Here is a 19,093-nt window from a genome sequence, read left to right on the forward strand (position 1 = left end):
TGTGAACATGAAACACAAGATCAATATAGATGGGGCACAGAATGTGGAAGTATCCAAACCGATTCCCTGTGAAAAGAGTATCGAAGAACAACTGAATATCATGGAAGCCTATACCAAAGCACACAAGGATAGCGCAGGACTTGATAAGGCAGAAAGAGAAATTCGTTGTCTGTCTACCATTTTTCCGGTGTTGTTTCGCTCTCTTGAAGATGATGATTTAATTGCCGGCCGCTTAGATTTTCTGCCTATTGGGTTTGGCAGTGTAACAAGTATAGGCGGTGTTGGTCATTATTGCGTATTTCATAAGCTAAGAGCATTTAAAGAACAATTAACGAATACGGAAGATAAGAAACGCGTAGATGCTTTATACGACTATTGGCAAGAGCATGATGTCAAAGCTATTTATTGTCAGGATGTGTTAACGGAGGATACAACAGGACGTTTTATTGACTGCCATTATCCTTTTATGGCAACGGCTCGTTTAAGCGGCATGATGTTGAATTATAAACGCTTAATGCGTGAGGGGATCGAAGGATTAAAGAAAGATATTCGCCAACAAGGAGATAATGCGTTTTTGTGTGCCAGTTATGAAGCAATGGAATTATTGCAGAAAGTAATCGACAAACAAATTGCATTGGTACAGGATGCCAAACAAAACGCAAGCAAACAACGCTTGCTGGATTTGCAACTAATGGAAGCCGATTTACGTTTTATTCGTGAACAACCGCCAACAACGTTTCATCAAAGTCTCCAGCTGTTTTGGATCTATGCATTATGTGCCGGTGTTATAAATTATGGACGTATGGATGATGTGCTGGGTCCTTATTTACAAAACGATCTGGATGCAGGAAGACTTGATGAGGATGAGGCATATCGCTATCTGAAATCTTTATGGAAGATGATTGAAAATCGTCGTACGACGGTAAATGGACGTATCATCGTCGGTGGTGTAGGACGTGAGCATCCTAAAGAAGCAGATACCTTTGCCCGTATTGCATTACGCGTTTGCCGTGATACACGATATGTAGAACCACAGTTTACATTACGCTTTTCTAAAGATACGCCAGTGGATATCATGGATATGGCATACGATTGTATCGGCAGTGGAGCTACGTATCCTACTTTGTATAATGATGATGTGAATGTGCCGGCTGTCATGCATGCCATGCGCGTGGAAGAAGCAATTGCCCAGCAGTATGTACCTTTTGGCTGTGGTGAATATGTCATTCAAGGGAAAAGTGTGGGAACACCGAATACCTTGCTGAATCTGTTAAAACTATTGAATATAACTTTGAATAAAGGCATTGATCCTAACGATCAAAAATATAAAGCCGGACCTGTACACGTACCGCCTTGTGAAGAATTTAAAAGCTTTGATGATTTATACAATACCTATAAAGAAGTGTTGGATTATTATTTTGATTTAAGTGTCGATGCCCAACTGCACTCCTATGAAGTCATGAATCAAGAAGTGTCCTTCCTCTTTACATCAATTTTAATGGATGATTGTATTCATCGTAAGAAAGCGCTATTGGATGGTGGTGTAGAAATTTTAGGTGGTACAAATGAAACCTATGGCAATATCAATACCAGTGATGCCTTATATGCCATTAAAAAGTTGGTGTATGAGGAAGGAAAGTATACACTTGCTCAACTCCATGAGGCGCAGATGGCAGATTTTAATGGTTATGAGCATATTCGTAAGGAACTATTGCGGCAAGATAAATACGGCAATGATGCAAAAGAATGTGATGCATTAGCAAATGATTTATATGAATATGTTGCAAAAGGCATTCGACAAAGAGGCATCCAAAAGGGACTGGGCTATTATTTAATCGTTATATCCAATAATCAAACGAATACCGATTGGGGACATCAAACATGGGCAAGTTTAGATGGACGTAAAGCCGGAGTGTTTATGAATCCGGCAAATAATCCGCAAGGTGGGGCTGCCAAGAATGGACCAACGGCTTGTTTAAATTCGTTAGCAAAATTTCAGGCAAAGTATCATGGAGGCAGTGTGCAGAATATCAAATTTACCCCACGGATGTTTCGAGAAGATCGTGAAAAGATCAAAATGTTGTTTCAGACATATTTTGATAAAGGTGGCTGTCAGCTGATGGTAACGGTTGTGGATCATGGTATCTTAGAGGATGCCCAAAAACATCCTGAGAAATACCCTGATTTGATCGTCCGTGTAGCAGGCTATAGTGCCGTATTTGTGAATTTGACGAAAGATATTCAGGATGAATTATTAAGCAGGTGCTTATATGATTAGCGTTACCCATATTGAACGATTCGCTATTCATGATGGCCCTGGTATTCGTACAACGGTATTTTTAAAAGGCTGTACACTTTGTTGCCCATGGTGTGCAAATCCGGAAACACAAAGCAGTCAACCGGTACTTTTGCATGATATGCGTAAATGTGTAAGCTGCCATACATGTGAACAAAGCTGTCCACAAAAAGCTATTCATTTCCAAAAAGGAAGGTTTCACCACGATGCCCAAAGATGTAATGGTTGTCAAAGCTGTGTAGAAATGTGTTTACAAGATGCTTTGCAGCTGCGTGGAGAAGATATGGAAAGCGAGGCAATTCTTCATGAAGTCATGAAGGATAAGGATTATTATGATATGAGTCATGGCGGTGTGACGTTTAGTGGTGGTGAACCATTTGTACAAGTAACATCATTATGCGAAATATTACAAGAAGCGAAAGCATTAGGTCTGCATACAGCTGTGGAAACAACAGGAAATTATCCGTTGGCTGATTTGCAACGAGCAGAGCCATTTATTGACTTATTCCTGTATGACTTTAAACATCTGGACGACGCAAAACTTCTGCAGTTCACGCATGGTAATGGACAACTGATAAAAACCAATTTGGCCTATCTGTTACATCAAGATGTTCATAAGGTCATCGTTCGTATGCCGATCATCACCGGCTTTAATGATGAGGCATCTTTGGTTTATCAGGAACTTGACTATTTACATGCATTGGGTGTGCAGAGCGTGCATTTATTGCCCTATCATTCACTGGGAAAAAGCAAAGCTGAACAAATGGGAAAGCCATATGTTTTTCCTACCGAAATCATGGCGAATGAAGTATTAGAGCCTTATCGTGCCTATGCATTGGCAAAAGGTATGTATGCCCAAATAGGTGGATAAAAAAGTGCTACTTAGCATGATGAAATGAGCTTCAATATTCACTAAAAGTAAAGAAACGAAAGCAAAGATTAATTTCTGTATTGTACAGAGGTTAATCTTTTTTATTATTCTATACGTATACTACTCAATATCTTCTTTTACGGTTTGCTTGAATTCATTTACTATCTTACATTCATCTTTATGACTATAAAATATCTCATTTTTTTATGATAAATTTCCATATTAGCGTGAAGTAGTACAGGATCTTTGGCTGATGAAAAGCACATAAAGCAACGACTACTTCACCCCAAACCCCTATTTCATAAGCGATGCTGCTTTGTTACTAGCTGATTATGATGACGTACGTTGTGCTGTTACATTTCTAACAATCTGTGCAGCATGTATAACGCATTTTTGCATAAACCTCATGGGCCTCATGCTATCTCTTTTTTTTGATTGTCAAGTCTTTTCTGTTTCCAATTACTTACAGTAGGATTCTGGCATAAGCAAATCTTGGCAAGGGAACACTTCTTGTATAGTCATTTAAGCAGGAAGGTGGAAGTTACATGAGTCGTTATAAAGTAGTAATCAGTGGTATTCATACGGCTGATTTAAAAGTATTAAGCAACGAGGAGATGAAAGAATTATTTAAAAAGTATCAAAGTGGGGATGAACAGGCAAAAGAGGATTTGATACAGGGGAATTTAAAGTTGGTGTTGTCCATCGTTCAGCGTTTTTCAAATCGTTGCGAGAATATGGATGACTTATTTCAGGTTGGCTGCATTGGACTGGTGAAATCCATTGATAACTTTGATTTAAAACATGAAGTACGTTTTTCCACTTATGCAGTCCCTATGATCATGGGAGAGATCAAACGCTATCTGCGTGACAATCAAGTAATTCGGGTATCACGGCATTTAAAGGATTTGGCCTATAAAGTTTTTCGCTTAAAAGAAGAGTATATCCATGAACATCAAAAAGAGCCAACGATTCATTGGCTGGCTGAACAACTACAGGTCAAAGAAAAGGATGTTGTTGACGCATTAGATTCTACGCAAAGTGTCGTATCGATATTTGAACCTGTTTATAATTCGGATGGTGATGAGCTGTATCTATTGGATCAGATTAAGGATGACAAGGACGAAATTGAGCGTTTATCGAATTATATGACATTAAAAAAAAGCATGCGAAACTTGAAGGGAAAAGAAAAGGATATTATTCAGAAACGCTATTATCAGGATAAGACACAAACAGAAATCGCCAATGAATTGGGTATTTCGCAGGCACAGGTATCGCGTCTAGAAAAAAATGCAATTGCCTTACTTAAAAAAGAATTTGAAATCTAGGCACCAAAATCGTTATTTCTCATATACTGATGGTAGGTGAGAAAATGCGCTTTAGTGATATATGCAATAAACAGGTCATTAACATAGCAGATGGTTCTTTAGTTGGACTTGTTGTAGATCTTGGCTTTGACCCTTGTACCTATGAGATTCATTCGTTGTTTGTTCAGCCTTTGCAGCCATTTGTTAAAAAGATGCTGCCGTGGTTTTTTAAATGTGAACAGATTCAGATCATGGTGAAAGAAATAGAAAACATAGAAGGTGATGTGATTCTTGTTCGCTTTTCATAAAAAAGAGGATATAACCATACATCGAAGATGAATATGAGCATCATCGAAGATGTGGTTATGACCTCTTTCTTTGTTTGTTAGTCTTATTTTTGTTGATTATTGCTCATTTGATAATTGCGCTAGATACTCTAGGATATCCTGTGCATTTGTTGCAGGATTTGCTTTTTCAAAGGTTTTGATGATCGTGCCTTCTTCATCAATTACATAGGTACTGCGCGTAATGCCCATATAGGTTTTACCATATAGTTTTTTCTCTTTCCAGACATCATATGCTTCAATGACTTTATGTTCCTCATCGGATAATAAAATAAAAGGCAAATCGTATTTCTCTTTAAAACGTAAATGCGAGCGTGAAGAATCCTTACTGATACCGATAACGATAATATCGTTTCTTTTATAAACATCATAAGCAGCTTTAAAGGCGCAGGCTTGCTTGCTGCATCCAGGGGTATTATCTTTTGGATAAAAGTATAATACAATTTTTTTTCCTTTAAAGGAATGAAGACTGATCAAATTGCCTTGTTCATCCGGCAGGGTAAAATCAATGGCCGTAGTTCCAATTTCTAACATCATCATACATCCTTTCTCATCTCATGATTTTATTATACGCGATGAATAAGAAGTGGAGCAATTAATTTGCATGAAAGATTGGCGAAACCAGGATATTAATGATACACTATATCCAGTAAGAAAGTAGGTAGAAATGATGAAATTAATTGCCTGTGATTTAGATGGCACCTTATTAGATGGCAACCATGGCTTATCGGATAAAAGTAAAGCAGTATTGCCCAAATTAGCAGAACAAGGTATTCAATTTATGGTGGCAACCGGAAGAATGGCACAAAGTGTTATTCCTATGTTTGAACACGTATTGCCAGATTGTGAGTATTTGCTGCTGAATGGGGCTTTGATTACGGATGCAAAGGGGAAAGCACTCTATGAAGTAACGATGAAAAAGGAGCATATCCGCTTGGTAGATGCCATTTTTCAAAAGTATGATATTTGCTATCATATGTTTACCGGTATAGGAACGATCACCTCTGATGAAAAACGTTGTGTAAAAGCTTTTTTAGAGCATTTACAACAGCAGGGATTGGATGAGGGGATTGCTATGAAAATGAAGGATGAATCAGGGTTTTGTCGCTATGCCAGAGAAGTAAAGGATATTTCTGCATTTTTGAGCGAAGAGATACCTGTATATAAGATGGAAGCTTTTGGCGGTTTATCGCAGAATTTAGAAAAAGCACGCAGTGAATTACAGGCATGTCAGGCGTTGCATGTGACCAATTCGATAGAAGATAATATTGAAGTGACGCAAAAAACAGCCCAAAAAGGCATTGCACTTGCGGCTTTTTGTAAGGAAAAAGGCATTGCGAAAGAGGATGTTTTGGTCATTGGGGATTCCTTGAATGATCTTAGTATGATTGAAGAATTTCCCAACAGTATTGCGATGAAGAACGGACATAGCTACATCCAAAAGGCAGCTGCTTATATCAGCCGTTATACAAATGAGGAAGATGGCGTTGCTGATATTTTGGAGCAGCTGTTGGAAACCTTGTCAATTCAAGAAAAGTAAGGTAAAATACCAATAGAAATGAAGTGAGGAAAAGATGATGAAAAAAGCTACTCTTGCGGATGTGGCAGCTCTTGCTGAAGTATCAAAAGCTACTGTATCCCGTTATTTAAAAGATGAAAACGTCAAAGAGGATATTGCGCTTCGCATTGCTAAAGCCATCGAAGAAACGGGCTATGTCGCAAAAGCTATGAAGAAAGCAGTCGAAGAAGAAGTAAAAATAGAAAAGAAAAAACGCGTCCTAAAAAAACAGAGCACTGTTAACAGAGGCTATCGTATCGCCTTATTGTGTGATCAGGTGATGTTGCCTAGAACACGTGAGATACTTGATGCGATCTGTAAGGAGCTATATACGCAGGGATGTCTGCTGCAGGTATATTTCACACAGAATCGGGAAGATCTGGAAGAAACGTATTTAACTTCCTGTATCGTCAATAATATGGATGCGATTCTTGTTATGAGCTGTTCCAGTGTTGAATTTATTCAAAAACAGATGCGAACAACGGCTATTCCAATCATTTATTTGTGTGCGAAAGGGGAAGGAATTACTAGTGTTACTATCCCTGAAACACAGGCTGCTGAAGTGTTAGGCAAGTATCTGATGCAGAAGCAGCATTTGATGATTCGCTACCTGGGTAGTAATGTACAGTTGGCCAACTTACATATGGAAGGTATAAAAGAGGCTTATCGTGAAGTGAAGCAACCACACGATTTTGCGGTTAAGATCAGTGATGGCAGCTATTTGGATACTTATGCCAGAATTAAGGAATTATTTGCCGAACAACTCGATTTATTGATTTTGCAGGACGATGCTTTGGCGATTCCTTTTGCTAAGTATGTGCAAGAATATCATATTAGCGTTCCTCAGAATGTTTCTGTGGTTAGCTTTGGCGGTCAGGACCTTACGCGTATCATGAGTCCAGTCATGACCAGTGTGGTATATGATTATCACGTATTTGCACAGGATGTTTTTGCGGCAGTACAAGCGCTGATTGAAAAAAAAGCGATACCCCAACAAAAAAATATGTTTTACCTTCAAGAAGGAGACAGTGTGCGATAACTTTTTATAAACAGCATGAATGCTTATCGTAAGACTAAATGTTCTATAGCAATAGAAAAAGCCATCTATATACGTTTACAGTAAAGTAAACAGTAGAATGGCTTTTTTTATTGATAAGCTTTCCATTTGTTAATAACGTTATTATAGCCTTGTGCTTTAGCTTTTGCTATGTGCATATAAACAGGATCTTGACGACTTTCAAACATCATTAAGGCCCAATGACACCATAACACATCTTCAAATGCTTCAAAGCATAACAAATCCTTACGCAGCTGATCGTCCATGGTATCAAAATAAACAGCATAAAAGCGTTCGCGCAACGTTTCATCTTGGATGTTATTTTCACTTAAAAAGGACATGACATCAAATAAAGGGTCGTTATCAGCGGCATATTCATAATCGATGAGATAAGTTTTAGCGGGCGTAAAAAGAATGTTGCCACTTACCCAATCATTATGACATAACACCTGCGTACGTTTCATGTGCTGCAGCTCTTTGATGAGATCATTTAACATAGGAAATGCAAAGGGCTGGTGTTTAACGTGACGAGCATATTGTACATAACGTCCAATGGGGTCAAAGGAAACACCAATGGTGGTGTGCAATCCATGAAATCGTTTCATTAGGGCGGCCACACGTTCTATCTTATCCTCATATATGCATTCTTCATAGGTTACCACATCTTTTAAATAACGGGTAACTTTATAGCCACTGACTTCATCATAATATATGGTATCTACATCAATGTCACTATCTTTTAATGCTTGTAAAGCAAGTGTTTCATGATGGCGGTCAACAACGTTTGCGGCATCGGCAAAAGGGATACGTAAAACATATTCTTCACCATCCAATGTTAACAGGTAGTTTTTATTTGTTAAGCCTTTCTGCATGTCTTTGAGTTGTAAATCAGGGTCAAAAAACAATGCGTCGAGGAAATTATTATCTTTCACAGGAATCACCTGTATAATCATAGCATATTTACGTGAAATTTGTTAAAATAAGTAGACGAAGAAGGTGGATATGTGAAAAAAACATTGCTTACAACCTGTAATGCAAAATATATACATAAAAATTTGGCATTGCGATGGCTGTATGTGGCATGTGAGCATCGCGAGGATGTGCTTTTGAAAGAATATGTCATCAAGGATGATCCGCTACATATTGTACAAGATATTTTATCTATGCAGGTGGAAGTTGTCTGTTTCAGCTGTTATATTTGGAATATCGAAATCATCAAAGCTGTCATACGATTATTAAAGGAAACAAAGCCTGACTTGCATATTCTTGTTGGCGGTCCAGAAGTGAGTTATGAGTCTTATGATTTGCTTGAGCAAGGCGTAGATGCCATCAGCATCGGAGAAGGTGAAAAAAGCGTCTGGGAATATATAGCAATGCTGGAAGAAGAAAGTCCTCATGAGGTAGAGGGAATTTATACAAAGGCATTTCCCAATAAAAACTATCAACGCGTTGCATTGTCGTGGTTGGAAACATTAGCGAATCCATATTTTTTAGCTATGGATAGCCAGCAGATGGCAAATCGTTATTTCTATTTGGAAACGAGTCGTGGTTGCCCCTATGGCTGTAGCTATTGTTTAAGCTCTGCGGATCGTTGTGTCCGTATGTTTTCAATCGACTATGTTATGGAGATTCTTAAACAAATCGCCAATAGTGATGTCAAGCAGGTTAAGCTTTTAGATCGTACCTTTAATGCCGATCCTAAACGAGCTTTGCGTATTGCACGTTATATCAATCAAAATTGTAAGAATCAGATTTTTCAATTTGAAGTGGTTGCAGAAACATTAAGTGAAGAGTTATTGGAATTTTTCACCAAAGAAGCAGATGTAACAAGATTTCGCTTTGAAATCGGTGTCCAATCGTTTCATGCGAAAACTTTACAGAGCGTAGGCCGTATCCAAAACAATGAACGTTTGCATCAAGTCATTAAACGAATGCGTGAAGCCGGCTGTATTCTGCATGTGGACTTGATTGCCGGCTTGCCTTATGAAGATTTGCCAACCTTTCGACAAAGTTTTAATACGTTGTTTGCCTTACAGGCAAGCGAGGTACAGTTGGGCATCTTAAAGTTGTTAAAGGGTACCAAGTTAAAAAAGGAAAGTTCTTCTTATGGGTTACAGGCCCAAACAACAGCACCTTATGATGTTGTGGCTACTTCATGGCTGAGTACAAAAGAATTGAAACAGTTGCATGCCTGTGGCGATGCTGTAGAAAAGTTTTGGAATAGCGGCATCGCCAAAGATAGTATACAAGCAATCTTAGAGCTAGGCTGGTATCAAAATCCTTTTGATTTATTCATGGCATTAGGTGAACAATATCAAAAACTATCGCATCCTTATCAGCCACATGAACTGTTTTCCTGTTTTTATCCAATTTTACAACAGTCCAAACAAGCGATCGATGCTGTCTTGCTACGATCTTATTATAAACGCTTTAAACAGAAACCACATCGCTTTACAGATTGTTGGATCACGCAAGAAGAAAAGAAAAAACTCTTATCCTTTGCCTTTTGTAAAGGCATCGCAAATCAAAAGGAATTATTTTGTTATGGCTTAGTTGATGTTGGTTATGATCATGGACAGTTTGGCTATCAACTGATCTTGTACAATGCGCGACAAACCTTGCCAAGACGTTGGTTTATGAATAAAGAACTTACTTATATAAAGGAGCTGAAAGATATGAAAGAAATGATGATTGCGACAAGCAACGCTCATAAAGTCGAAGAATTTAAGGCGATGTTAGAGCCATTGGGGTATCACATCAAAAGTTTGTTGGATCTTAACGAGCCTATTGATATTGAAGAAACCGGGACGACCTTTCAGGAAAATGCTTTGATAAAAGCAAGAGCCATCTATGAGCGATACCACATTGCTGTAATTGCCGATGACAGTGGTCTGGCTGTGAATGCCATGCATGGAGAACCAGGTGTTTACAGTGCCCGTTTCATGGGAAGGGATACTTCTTATGATGTTAAGAATCAATATATTATCGATCAATGTAAACATGTTGCAGATAAAGGCTGTCAATTTGTCTGTGCGATTGCCTATGTTGATGAAGATGGGAAAGAGCAAGTATTTACCGGGATCGTTGAAGGTTTGGTGGCTGATCATATGGAAGGGGCAAAAGGTTTTGGCTACGATCCGATTTTTTATTATCCACCATATCAGACAACATTGGCGAATGTATCTGAAGAAAAAAAGAATGCCGTTTCTCATCGCGGCCGTGCTTTAGCACAATTGCTTGCTTATCTGGAAGGAGATAATTAATATGCTGCACTTAGTTTTATATGAACCGGAAATTCCGCAGAACACTGGGAATATGATGCGCACCTGTATGGCTACCAATACCAAACTTCACCTGATACAGCCCCTTGGCTTTTCTTTGGATGAAGCCCATTTACGCAGAGCAGGCATGGATTATATGAAGAAATTGGTTTATCGCTTATATGAAAATTGGGACGACTTCACGAAACAAAATCCTAGTAATAACTATTATTATATGACCCGTTATGGCAAACAGGCGCCTAGCCAGATTGATTTTACACAATGTGAAGGCGATATTTATTTAGTATTAGGTAAGGAGAGTACAGGAATTCCAAAAGCGATTTTAGCCAAACAATTGGATCATTGTATGCGACTGCCTATGGTGGCCAATGCGCGAAGCCTTAATTTAAGCAACTGTGCCGCCATTATCATATATGAAGTGTTGCGTCAGCTGGATTATCCAGGATTAAGCCCGGTGGAGGTTATTAAGGGAGAGGACTGGCTGAGTCAGTAATGGAATGGCTGGATCATTTTGTGGATACAAGAAAAAAACGATATCATCTGTTTTTTCTTATACTCCTTTGTTTGCTGTTGCTTTTAGTATTACCTTATGTGTATATCAGTGTGCGGTTGTTATCTTTGCAATCGTATGATGCACTTTATGCTATGTTGGATGATCCCATGCTATCTTATACGTATCTTTCCAGGCTAGTCCTAGAATTAATATCGCTTGCCAATATGTCCATTCTGCGCATTCTAGGATGCATGTTATCCTGTGTGCAACCGTTAGAAATACTAGTACTTCTCATGCTGATAATAGGTTTTCCCATTTTAGAACGAAAAAAAATAACCGGCATCACTTTGTTGGTACTAATCATGGAAATCTGCGTCATGTTTGGGTGTGTCATGTTGGGACTTCGGGCATCTTCACTTGCGCAAGCTATTCTTTATATACGAATGTTGGGAGCTTTTCTCCTTGTAGGTAGTATTTTGATAACAGGGGTTTTGTTTTATCATTTATATCGACGCATCCTTTATTATCGTCATGCGTTAAGTTATCTTTGCATTGAAGAAAAAGAACATACGGCATAAATCGTTAGCCATATGTTCTTTTTGCTTAGAATTCTTTTAGATTACGTAGGTTGGTTGATTTGTCTCCATCGTTGACGCCACGGATATGACGTGCACCATCACGGCCGGTAAAAGGCAGGGCATTTTCAATCATACCTTGTTCAACAGCCTCTAATGCCTGTTCGTAATCGTAAACATTGCCATTTTCGTCTTTAAACTCACTTAAGGTTCCATCAGAGTTACGACGGGCAGCTACGAAACGTGTTCTTTCACTGTTTTTTGATTTTTTCATTTTTACTTACCTCCTGTCATTATTGTGAGCCTCACATGTCGAATTATACTGGAAATAACCTTGAGAAAAACTGGAAACGATAGCGTTTTGACTATGGTTTTCCCTATATAAGTTCTTCACCTTTCAAAAAGGCAAACATGTTTCTAGATTAGCGGTACCATAAAAAGATAAAATGTGGTTATCGCAAAGAAAATAAAAGAGAAAGATAGGCGAATTCCTAAGGAAAACAGGCATTGTGATTGAATTTTTTTAAATTTACGCTATAATAGTTACCATAGTAAGAGGATGTTCCATGCCTCTTACCTCTTATACTTAAGAGCAAATGCGAATCGACATTACAATAGGGAGTGGTTATACTTGGACGGATCGCGAATATGCCTCATGATTGCATTAGTGGCTTTGATTGCTTTATCAGCTATTTTCTCATCTACGGAAACTGCATATTCCAGTGTGAATATGATACGTTTGAAACAGATGGCGAAAAGCGGCAATAAAAAAGCCAAAACAGCTTATACTATTTCTAAGAACTTTACAGCGGTGATCACTACAATCTTAATTGGAAACAATGTAGTGAACATTTTAGCTACTTCATTGGCTACAGCATTATTGACCGATATCTTTGGCACCAGCGGTGTTGCTTTGGCAACGGCTGTGATGACTATTCTGATTTTAGTGTTTGGCGAAATTGCCCCTAAAATCGTAGCAAAGGCAAAGGCAGAATCCTTTGTGCTCTTGGTTGCGAAACCATTATCGGTAATGGTGACGATCTTTCGCCCGATTTCTTTTGTGGTTGAATCTTTGGAAGGACATTGGGAAAAGAAGATGGACATTGAGAATGTTACAGCTACGGAAGATGAACTGCTGGAAATCGTTTCAACGATTGAGCAGGAAGGAGTTCTGGAACAGGAAGAGCGTGAATTGATCGAAAGTGTCATCGAATTTGATGATAAAAATGTTCGTGATATCATGGTGCCGAAAGATCAGGTTGTCTTCTTGTATGATAATGCAACTTATGAGCAGTTAAAAGCGGTGCTGAAGGATCATAAATTATCACGATTACCGGTGATTTCTTATGAGACCTTAGAGGTCGTGGGAATCTTACGCGTTCGTGATGTTTTAGATGCCTTATTAGAAGAGCGGGAAATCGTCATAAAAGATATGATGCAGGAACCAATCTTTGTCACTCAACGTAAAAAACTGCCGGATGTATTAGAAAATATTCAAAAGTCGCGAGAGCATATGGCAATCGTTGAAGAATCACAAACATCCCATGTATATGTTGGTATTGTAACGTTGGAAGATGTCTTGGAAGAACTGGTTGGAGAAATCTACGATGAATATGACCCTTTGCCAAATCATGTAGTGGAAATTGGACATCACACATTCGTGATTGATGGGAAAGTAAATTTGATCGATTTCTTCGATAAATATGTCGATGATCAGGATGCCCCAATCACCAAGGCCAGAAGTTTTGCGGCTTGGATATATGAATTAAATGCGCATCGCAAGGTACGCAAAGGTCGTGAACTTGAATTTGAAAATCTTGAGATCAAGGTACTGGATACCAAGGATGGCATGGCTGCCAGACTTGAGTTACAGATAAAGTCATTAAATGATGACGATGAATTGCTAGACTAGGAGGTTACATAGCATGAATATCTTTTTAAAAGCATTTAAGCCAGAAACGGCTCCAAAAGCATTAGGACCTTATTCTCCAGCGGTAAAGTTGGGTGATTTCGTTTATTTATCAGGACAAATTCCTTTGAATCCAGAAACCGGTGAAGTCGAAGGTACTACTATTGAAGAACAGACACATCAGGTTATGAAGAATATTAAGGCTGTTTTAAATGATATGGGACTTGATTATAAACATATCGTGAAAACAACAATTTTTGTCAGTGATCTAAACGATTTTGATAAGCTGAATGAAGTGTATGGTTCATACTTAGAAGAACCATATCCAGCAAGAAGCTGTGTACAAGTAGCACGTCTGCCTAAGGATGTAAAATTAGAAATTGAATGTATCGTAATTGATACTTTGGTTTATGAACAGCAGTTGGCAGCGCAGCAAAGCGGATGCTCAAGCTGTGGCGGTGGCTGTGATGGAGGCTGCTGCGACTAATTGCTATATGTCGTATCATATAGGTATTGTAAACATTAGGAAATCTTGATTTTTGAAGGATCAAGATTTCTTTTTTTTACATATCAAAATTTAACCATATTCGATAATTTTTAAAGATGTTTTTGATAAACTATCAAAGAATTTATAATTTCCCAATTCCTTTTGAAAGCTATGTTATGTTATAAGTTAAAAGGAGGGAAAACATGCTGTTAGCAATGTATCAAAAAAAAGAAATGACAGTGTTATTAAAGGAACATGGGAAGTACTGTATTGTAAAAAAACCTGTGTTATCTTTGCTAGAGGAAGCTTGTCTGTTTTATGGCAGTACGCTGCAAGGACGTACAATAGCCGCGAAAAAAATTTTACAGATTCACCAAAAGGTTCCCATTTTAGTGTCAGAGAAAAAGGAAACCCTCTGGTTTCCGACTGTTTCCGCTACGCGGGATGACTGTATCTGGATTCACGCCAATGAGGTAGTATCTTATCATGCAAAAGGGAAAAGGACACAGGTGATTTTTCGCAGTAAGGATGAAATAGAACTAGCGATTGCCTATCGGACAATACAAAGACAAATGCGACGATGTGAGCAATTGCGGATGTATCTTCGTGCTCATGAGTGAACACATCTTCCATGCGCAAATACGCTGATATCTGTTATAATAAAAGACGTAAAAAAAGGATGATGAATATGGAAATCTTATTTGGTATCTTATTAGGTGCTTTTTTGATCTTATGTATCGCTTTTTTTCTCTTTCGCCAATCACCGAAAGAAACTTTGCGTGTTAAAGAAGTGCTAATGGAAAATGAAAAGCATCAGCAAGAAGCACTGTTTCAGATGCAACAATCGATGCAGCAACAAATGCAACGTCTTCAGTTATCCATGCAAAGAGAGCTTGCCCAATGGAAGGAGGCAACTAGCGAACATTTGTATGTTATGGAAAAGCATGTGAATACGACGGTGCAACATGGCTATGAGAATACAAGTAAAGTATTTTCGCAGGTGATGGAACAGATGGGGAAGCTGGATGAAGGGCAGCGAAATTTAAAAGAGCTATCGTTATCAATCAACGATATTCAACGTGTTTTAACGGATAAAAAGACACGTGGTATTTTTGGTGAAATAGAACTATATTCATTGCTTGAAACAGCAATGGGAGTGAATACATCACGCTATGCAAAACAGTATAAATTAAGCAATGGAGCAATTGCAGATGCTGTTTTGTTTGGCAAAGAACCACTGCACATGATTTGTATTGATTCAAAATTTCCTTTAGAAAACTACAATCGTATCATGGCAGCACAGACGAAGGAAGAACAGCAGAAGTATCATACTATATTTGTCAATGATGTGAAAAAACACATTAAAGCAATTGCACAAAAATATATTTTGCCACAAGAAACGGCGGATTTTGCGTATTTGTTTCTTCCTGCTGAAGCTGTTTTTGCGTATTTATATGCACAATGTGATGAGGTTGTGAACTATTCTTATCAGGAAAAGGTGTATATGGTATCTCCTACCACACTGATGGCATACATCACGGCAATCAAAGCAATTTATTTAGGTGTCGAACGCAATGAGAATCTGGCACAAATGCAAAAAGAACTACAGAAATTAGAGATGGAGTTTGAACGTTTTGCAAAGCGTTATCAGAATGTGCAAAGTGATTTTGATAAGTGTTATCAGGATATGCGCTTGTTGTCTATCACAGCAAATAAGTTGCATATGCGTTTTCAAGAAATACAGGCAGTAGAGTTAACAAAAAAGGATACAGCGTAAATACACTTTTATCTATATCATGATAAAGAAGATTGAAAGCTATTTATGAAGCATAGCATTTCAATCTCCTTTTTTTCTGCGTTATGATGAAGCACAACTCATAATATCACAATTACAATCATGCATGTTTACTTTTCAATCTTAATGTTGTAATCACGGATCCAGCAATCAATCTGATAAAGATAGGCAAGTAATTGTGGACCACTCATTAATTGTCCATACCATGGCAGTTGAAAAGAAGCCCCTTTCGTAGCTATCAATTCTTTTAGATGCGCATCGTCTAAAAGCTCATGTAAAGCAGAAGTAGAGTCTTTATAACGTTCCATCAGCATCTTTGCGACAATATCAGCATATTGCGGATTATGTGTTTTCGGGAAAGGATTCTTTTTGCGCCAACATACTTCTTCAGGTAATTCATTTGCAAAGGCTTTTCGCAAGATGCCTTTTTCCTGCCCATGATAGAATTTCATCTGCCAAGGGATATTATATACGTATTCAAGCAAGGCGACATTTGCAAAAGGAGCACGAATCGTTAAGTTGGCACGATCACCTTCGCATACTTGACGTGTGACAAGAGTCTGCATGAACCATTTTAAACAAAGTTGTGTGTGGCGACGAGCACGTCGATCATCTTCACTGTCAGTATCCAGATATCGGATATCACGAATACTATCTTCATATTGTTGTTGTATATAAGCCTCATAACCCAATTGTTTTATATCATCCTTTAACAGTTCTATGCGCTGTGGGGTAGAACGTAACCAAGGAAAGGTTGGCAAATCTTTTAATTCATCACGATAAAACCAAGGATAACCGCCAAAAATTTCATCACTGCATTCTCCGCTTAGAATGACAGCTTCCTTTTGGGCAACCTGCTGACACAGCCAAAGCAATGAAGCATCCACATCCGCCATGCCAGGATGATTTCTGGCTAACATACTTTCTTCTAGGGTATCTGCTAATGTTTGTTGTTTGAGCATCAGCCAATGATGTGTACAAGGATAGCGTTCTAGCATTTGATTGATAAAGGTGTTGTCCATGGAAACCTGATACATGTTGCTTTTAAAATTTTTTGCATTTCCTTCATAATCCAAAGAATACGTATGCCATTCTTTCTCTTTTGCACAAACAGCTGTAATAATACTACTATCTAAACCACCAGATAAAAAAGATGCCTTACAATGATGCATTTGTTGTTGTATAGAATGACATAAGAGATCATGCACTTTTAACGTAGTCGTTTCCATATCATCATGATGCTCGATGGTGGGTAGCTTATAGTATGTCTTAACTTTGATATCCCCATTATGGATGCGTAAAAATGAACCCATGGGCAATGAAGCAACATTGGCAAATAATGTTTTATCCATTGATAAGCTCGGACCAAAGGAAAATAGCTCTAAAATACCGTGACTATTCAAGATACGCGGTTGTTGACTGGCTTCTAGCAAAGCATCTATACGATTGGATAGCCAGATGGTATCGTTTGTCTTACTATAAAATAACGGAGATAATCCTAAGGGGTCTTTTGCGGCAAAAACATCTTTGCCACTACTGATAACAAAGGAATAGGCTCCTTCTAATTCCAACATGGCATCTTCGCCCCAACGTTGATAAGCAAAAAAGACAATATCTTCCAGACGCTCCTGCAAAGGATAGGCTTCCTTTAATAATTGATAGATACTTTGCGCATTATATATTTCTCCTTGAACGATTACTTCATAAGCTTTATTTTGATATAAGATGAGTTTAGCCGCATCACTATGCGTATGTTGCTGTATCTTCATGACATAAGTTTTCATGATATCCTTCCTTTCATCTTAGTGTATGTCATTTTCTCAAAAAGTAGTATGAAATGTTTGTAATTGCATGAAAGCATAACAAAAAAGATAACGCAAATGTAAGAATTTTCGATGATGGGAAGAGTAAAAATTATCATTTCGACAAAGTCTTGCATCCATGTAAAAAGATAGTATAATAAGCGTGGTAAAGAGTAGGGAGCAGGAGTTTATATGAGTATACAAACAAAATATAAAGATTTGGTCACGATTGGCTGTGTGATCATCGGTTCATTACTTTGTGCTGTTAATATTAATACATTCATCAGCGCAGGAGGATTATTTCCAGGTGGCTTTACCGGCTTGACTGTTTTGATACAGCGAAGCTTTGAAAAATATGCAGGCATCAGCGTATCATATTCCCTTGTCAATTTCACCTTGAATGCTATACCCGCCTATATTGGCTATAAAACCGTTGGGAAAAAGTTCACGTTTTATTCATGTGTCATGATTATCCTTACCGGTGTATTCGTTGAAATTTTACCAACGACGAATATCACGGAGGATATTTTGCTTATTACGATATTTGGTGGAATTTTACAGGGAGTAGCATTAGGAATTGCGCTTCGTGGTAATGCCAGCAGTGGGGGAACGGATTTTATTGCAATGTGGATATCACAAAAAACGCATCAGCCAGCATGGAATTATATCCTGGGTATGAATGCTGTGATGCTGATTGTTGCAGGGTATTTATTTGGATGGGATAAAGCACTATATTCCATCATATTCCAATTCTGCTCAACGCAGATTATAAATACGGTACACAAGCGTTATAAAAAAATGACCGTTTTTATCGTAACCAGTGATCCGGATATCGTTATTGAGGAAATTCAGAACACCACGCATCATGGCGTGACACGTTTTGAAGGAATCGGTACATACTATGGACAACCGCGTACGATGCTATATACTGTCGTTGATAGTATGGAGGTAAAGGGTTTGGTAAATCGTATTCGTGAAATTGATCGTACCAGTTTTGTCAATGTAACAAAAACAGAATACGTCGAAGGAAAATTCTATCAGACACCAATTGAATAAAAACAAAGAATTTCAAGATTATGGTCTTTATGCCAACTTGGAATTCTTTTTTCGTTATTTATCATAAGCACTTTGTAGTATTTCGATTTCCAAACGCGATATCTTCGCTTCATGTGTTAACTTACTCGTGACATGTAGAAAAGCAGCAGAGGATATTGTTATCTGTTTCATAGTGTAAAAAGTTCCTTAAAGCAAGTAAGAAAGCCTAAAAGAAAGGACTTATTTTATGAATTGTGATGTAAATGTGATTTAAAATATAAAAAGA

General features: G+C 38.1%; 18 protein-coding genes. 14 read left to right on the forward strand and 4 right to left on the reverse strand.

Translation table 11 applies throughout. The annotated features are described in order from the left end of the window. Positions 1-7 precede the first annotated feature (7 nt). The 4 genes from LI241_RS04420 (at position 8) to LI241_RS04435 (ending at position 4,779) form a co-directional block, all read left to right on the forward strand. Positions 8-2,278: a pyruvate formate lyase family protein gene (locus tag LI241_RS04420; protein WP_008688833.1), complete on the forward strand. Its 2,271-nt coding sequence runs from the start codon at positions 8-10 to the stop codon at positions 2,276-2,278. Beyond that, positions 2,271-3,167 carry a glycyl-radical enzyme activating protein gene (locus LI241_RS04425; protein ID WP_008688831.1) on the forward strand — a complete coding sequence of 299 codons (897 nt, stop codon included), beginning with the start codon at positions 2,271-2,273 and terminating at the stop codon, positions 3,165-3,167. Before LI241_RS04420 ends, LI241_RS04425 begins: the two co-directional genes overlap by 8 nt. Before the next feature lie 545 nt (positions 3,168-3,712). After that, entirely contained in the window at positions 3,713-4,492 is a 780-nt protein-coding gene (locus tag LI241_RS04430) for a SigB/SigF/SigG family RNA polymerase sigma factor (protein ID WP_008688829.1), read from the forward strand. 44 nt (positions 4,493-4,536) lie between these two features. Next, positions 4,537-4,779, forward strand: coding sequence for a PRC-barrel domain-containing protein (locus LI241_RS04435; protein ID WP_008688827.1), 243 nt, complete (start codon positions 4,537-4,539; stop codon positions 4,777-4,779). Positions 4,780-4,875: 96 nt separating this feature from the next. On the opposite strand, the gene bcp is transcribed toward LI241_RS04435, so the two are convergent. Beyond that, positions 4,876-5,349, reverse strand: a complete 474-nt coding sequence (bcp, locus tag LI241_RS04440) for a thioredoxin-dependent thiol peroxidase (RefSeq protein WP_008688826.1) — start codon at positions 5,347-5,349, stop codon at positions 4,876-4,878. Positions 5,350-5,482: 133 nt separating this feature from the next. On the opposite strand from bcp, the gene LI241_RS04445 reads away from it, so the two are divergent. Both LI241_RS04445 and LI241_RS04450 read left to right on the forward strand, forming a co-directional pair. Then, positions 5,483-6,355, forward strand: a complete 873-nt coding sequence (locus tag LI241_RS04445) for an HAD family hydrolase (protein ID WP_226896919.1) — start codon at positions 5,483-5,485, stop codon at positions 6,353-6,355. Between the two features lie 37 nt (positions 6,356-6,392). Further along, positions 6,393-7,412 carry a LacI family DNA-binding transcriptional regulator gene (locus LI241_RS04450; RefSeq protein ID WP_008688821.1) on the forward strand — a complete coding sequence of 340 codons (1,020 nt, stop codon included), beginning with the start codon at positions 6,393-6,395 and terminating at the stop codon, positions 7,410-7,412. A 107-nt stretch (positions 7,413-7,519) separates the two neighbouring features. On the opposite strand, the gene LI241_RS04455 is transcribed toward LI241_RS04450, so the two are convergent. Beyond that, on the reverse strand, positions 7,520-8,362 hold the full coding sequence (locus LI241_RS04455; protein WP_017144635.1) for a choline/ethanolamine kinase family protein: 843 nt from the start codon (positions 8,360-8,362) through the stop codon (positions 7,520-7,522). Between the two features lie 72 nt (positions 8,363-8,434). Between LI241_RS04455 and rdgB the strand changes: the two genes are divergently transcribed. The 3 genes from rdgB to LI241_RS04475 are packed head-to-tail and all read left to right on the forward strand — an operon-like array spanning position 8,435 to position 11,782. Further along, positions 8,435-10,693, forward strand: a complete 2,259-nt coding sequence (gene rdgB / locus LI241_RS15960; protein ID WP_008688817.1) for an RdgB/HAM1 family non-canonical purine NTP pyrophosphatase — start codon at positions 8,435-8,437, stop codon at positions 10,691-10,693. Position 10,694: 1 nt separating this feature from the next. After that, the gene (locus tag LI241_RS04470) at positions 10,695-11,204 is read left to right on the forward strand and encodes a tRNA (cytidine(34)-2'-O)-methyltransferase (RefSeq protein ID WP_008688815.1); all 510 of its coding nucleotides are present in this window, start codon (positions 10,695-10,697) and stop codon (positions 11,202-11,204) included. Continuing rightward, positions 11,204-11,782, forward strand: a complete 579-nt coding sequence (locus LI241_RS04475; protein WP_008688813.1) for a hypothetical protein — start codon at positions 11,204-11,206, stop codon at positions 11,780-11,782. The genes LI241_RS04470 and LI241_RS04475 overlap by 1 nt, the downstream gene beginning before the upstream one ends. Before the next feature lie 25 nt (positions 11,783-11,807). Here the strand turns inward: LI241_RS04475 and LI241_RS04480 are convergent, their stop codons facing one another. Continuing rightward, positions 11,808-12,053, reverse strand: a complete 246-nt coding sequence (locus tag LI241_RS04480) for a DUF3892 domain-containing protein (RefSeq protein WP_008688812.1) — start codon at positions 12,051-12,053, stop codon at positions 11,808-11,810. A 381-nt stretch (positions 12,054-12,434) separates the two neighbouring features. On the opposite strand from LI241_RS04480, the gene LI241_RS04485 reads away from it, so the two are divergent. The 4 genes from LI241_RS04485 (at position 12,435) to LI241_RS04500 (ending at position 15,952) form a co-directional block, all read left to right on the forward strand. Beyond that, positions 12,435-13,691 (forward strand): hemolysin family protein, encoded by a 1,257-nt coding sequence (locus LI241_RS04485; protein ID WP_008688810.1) that lies wholly within the window; start codon positions 12,435-12,437, stop codon positions 13,689-13,691. Between the two features lie 13 nt (positions 13,692-13,704). Next, positions 13,705-14,175, forward strand: a complete 471-nt coding sequence (locus LI241_RS04490) for a RidA family protein (protein ID WP_008688809.1) — start codon at positions 13,705-13,707, stop codon at positions 14,173-14,175. Positions 14,176-14,378: 203 nt separating this feature from the next. After that, positions 14,379-14,795 (forward strand): competence protein ComK, encoded by a 417-nt coding sequence (locus LI241_RS04495; RefSeq protein WP_008688807.1) that lies wholly within the window; start codon positions 14,379-14,381, stop codon positions 14,793-14,795. Between the two features lie 68 nt (positions 14,796-14,863). Then, entirely contained in the window at positions 14,864-15,952 is a 1,089-nt protein-coding gene (locus LI241_RS04500) for a DNA recombination protein RmuC (RefSeq protein ID WP_008688805.1), read from the forward strand. 128 nt (positions 15,953-16,080) lie between these two features. Here the strand turns inward: LI241_RS04500 and LI241_RS04505 are convergent, their stop codons facing one another. Beyond that, the gene (locus LI241_RS04505; RefSeq protein ID WP_008688803.1) at positions 16,081-17,754 is read right to left on the reverse strand and encodes an asparagine synthetase B; all 1,674 of its coding nucleotides are present in this window, start codon (positions 17,752-17,754) and stop codon (positions 16,081-16,083) included. Positions 17,755-17,964: 210 nt separating this feature from the next. On the opposite strand from LI241_RS04505, the gene LI241_RS04510 reads away from it, so the two are divergent. Then, positions 17,965-18,828 (forward strand): YitT family protein, encoded by an 864-nt coding sequence (locus LI241_RS04510; protein ID WP_008688802.1) that lies wholly within the window; start codon positions 17,965-17,967, stop codon positions 18,826-18,828. Positions 18,829-19,093: the final 265 nt, after the last annotated feature.

This window comes from Longicatena sp. 210702-DFI.1.196 (assembly GCF_020563125.1).
Classification (GTDB): Bacteria; Bacillota_I; Bacilli_A; order Erysipelotrichales; family Erysipelotrichaceae; genus Longicatena; species Longicatena caecimuris.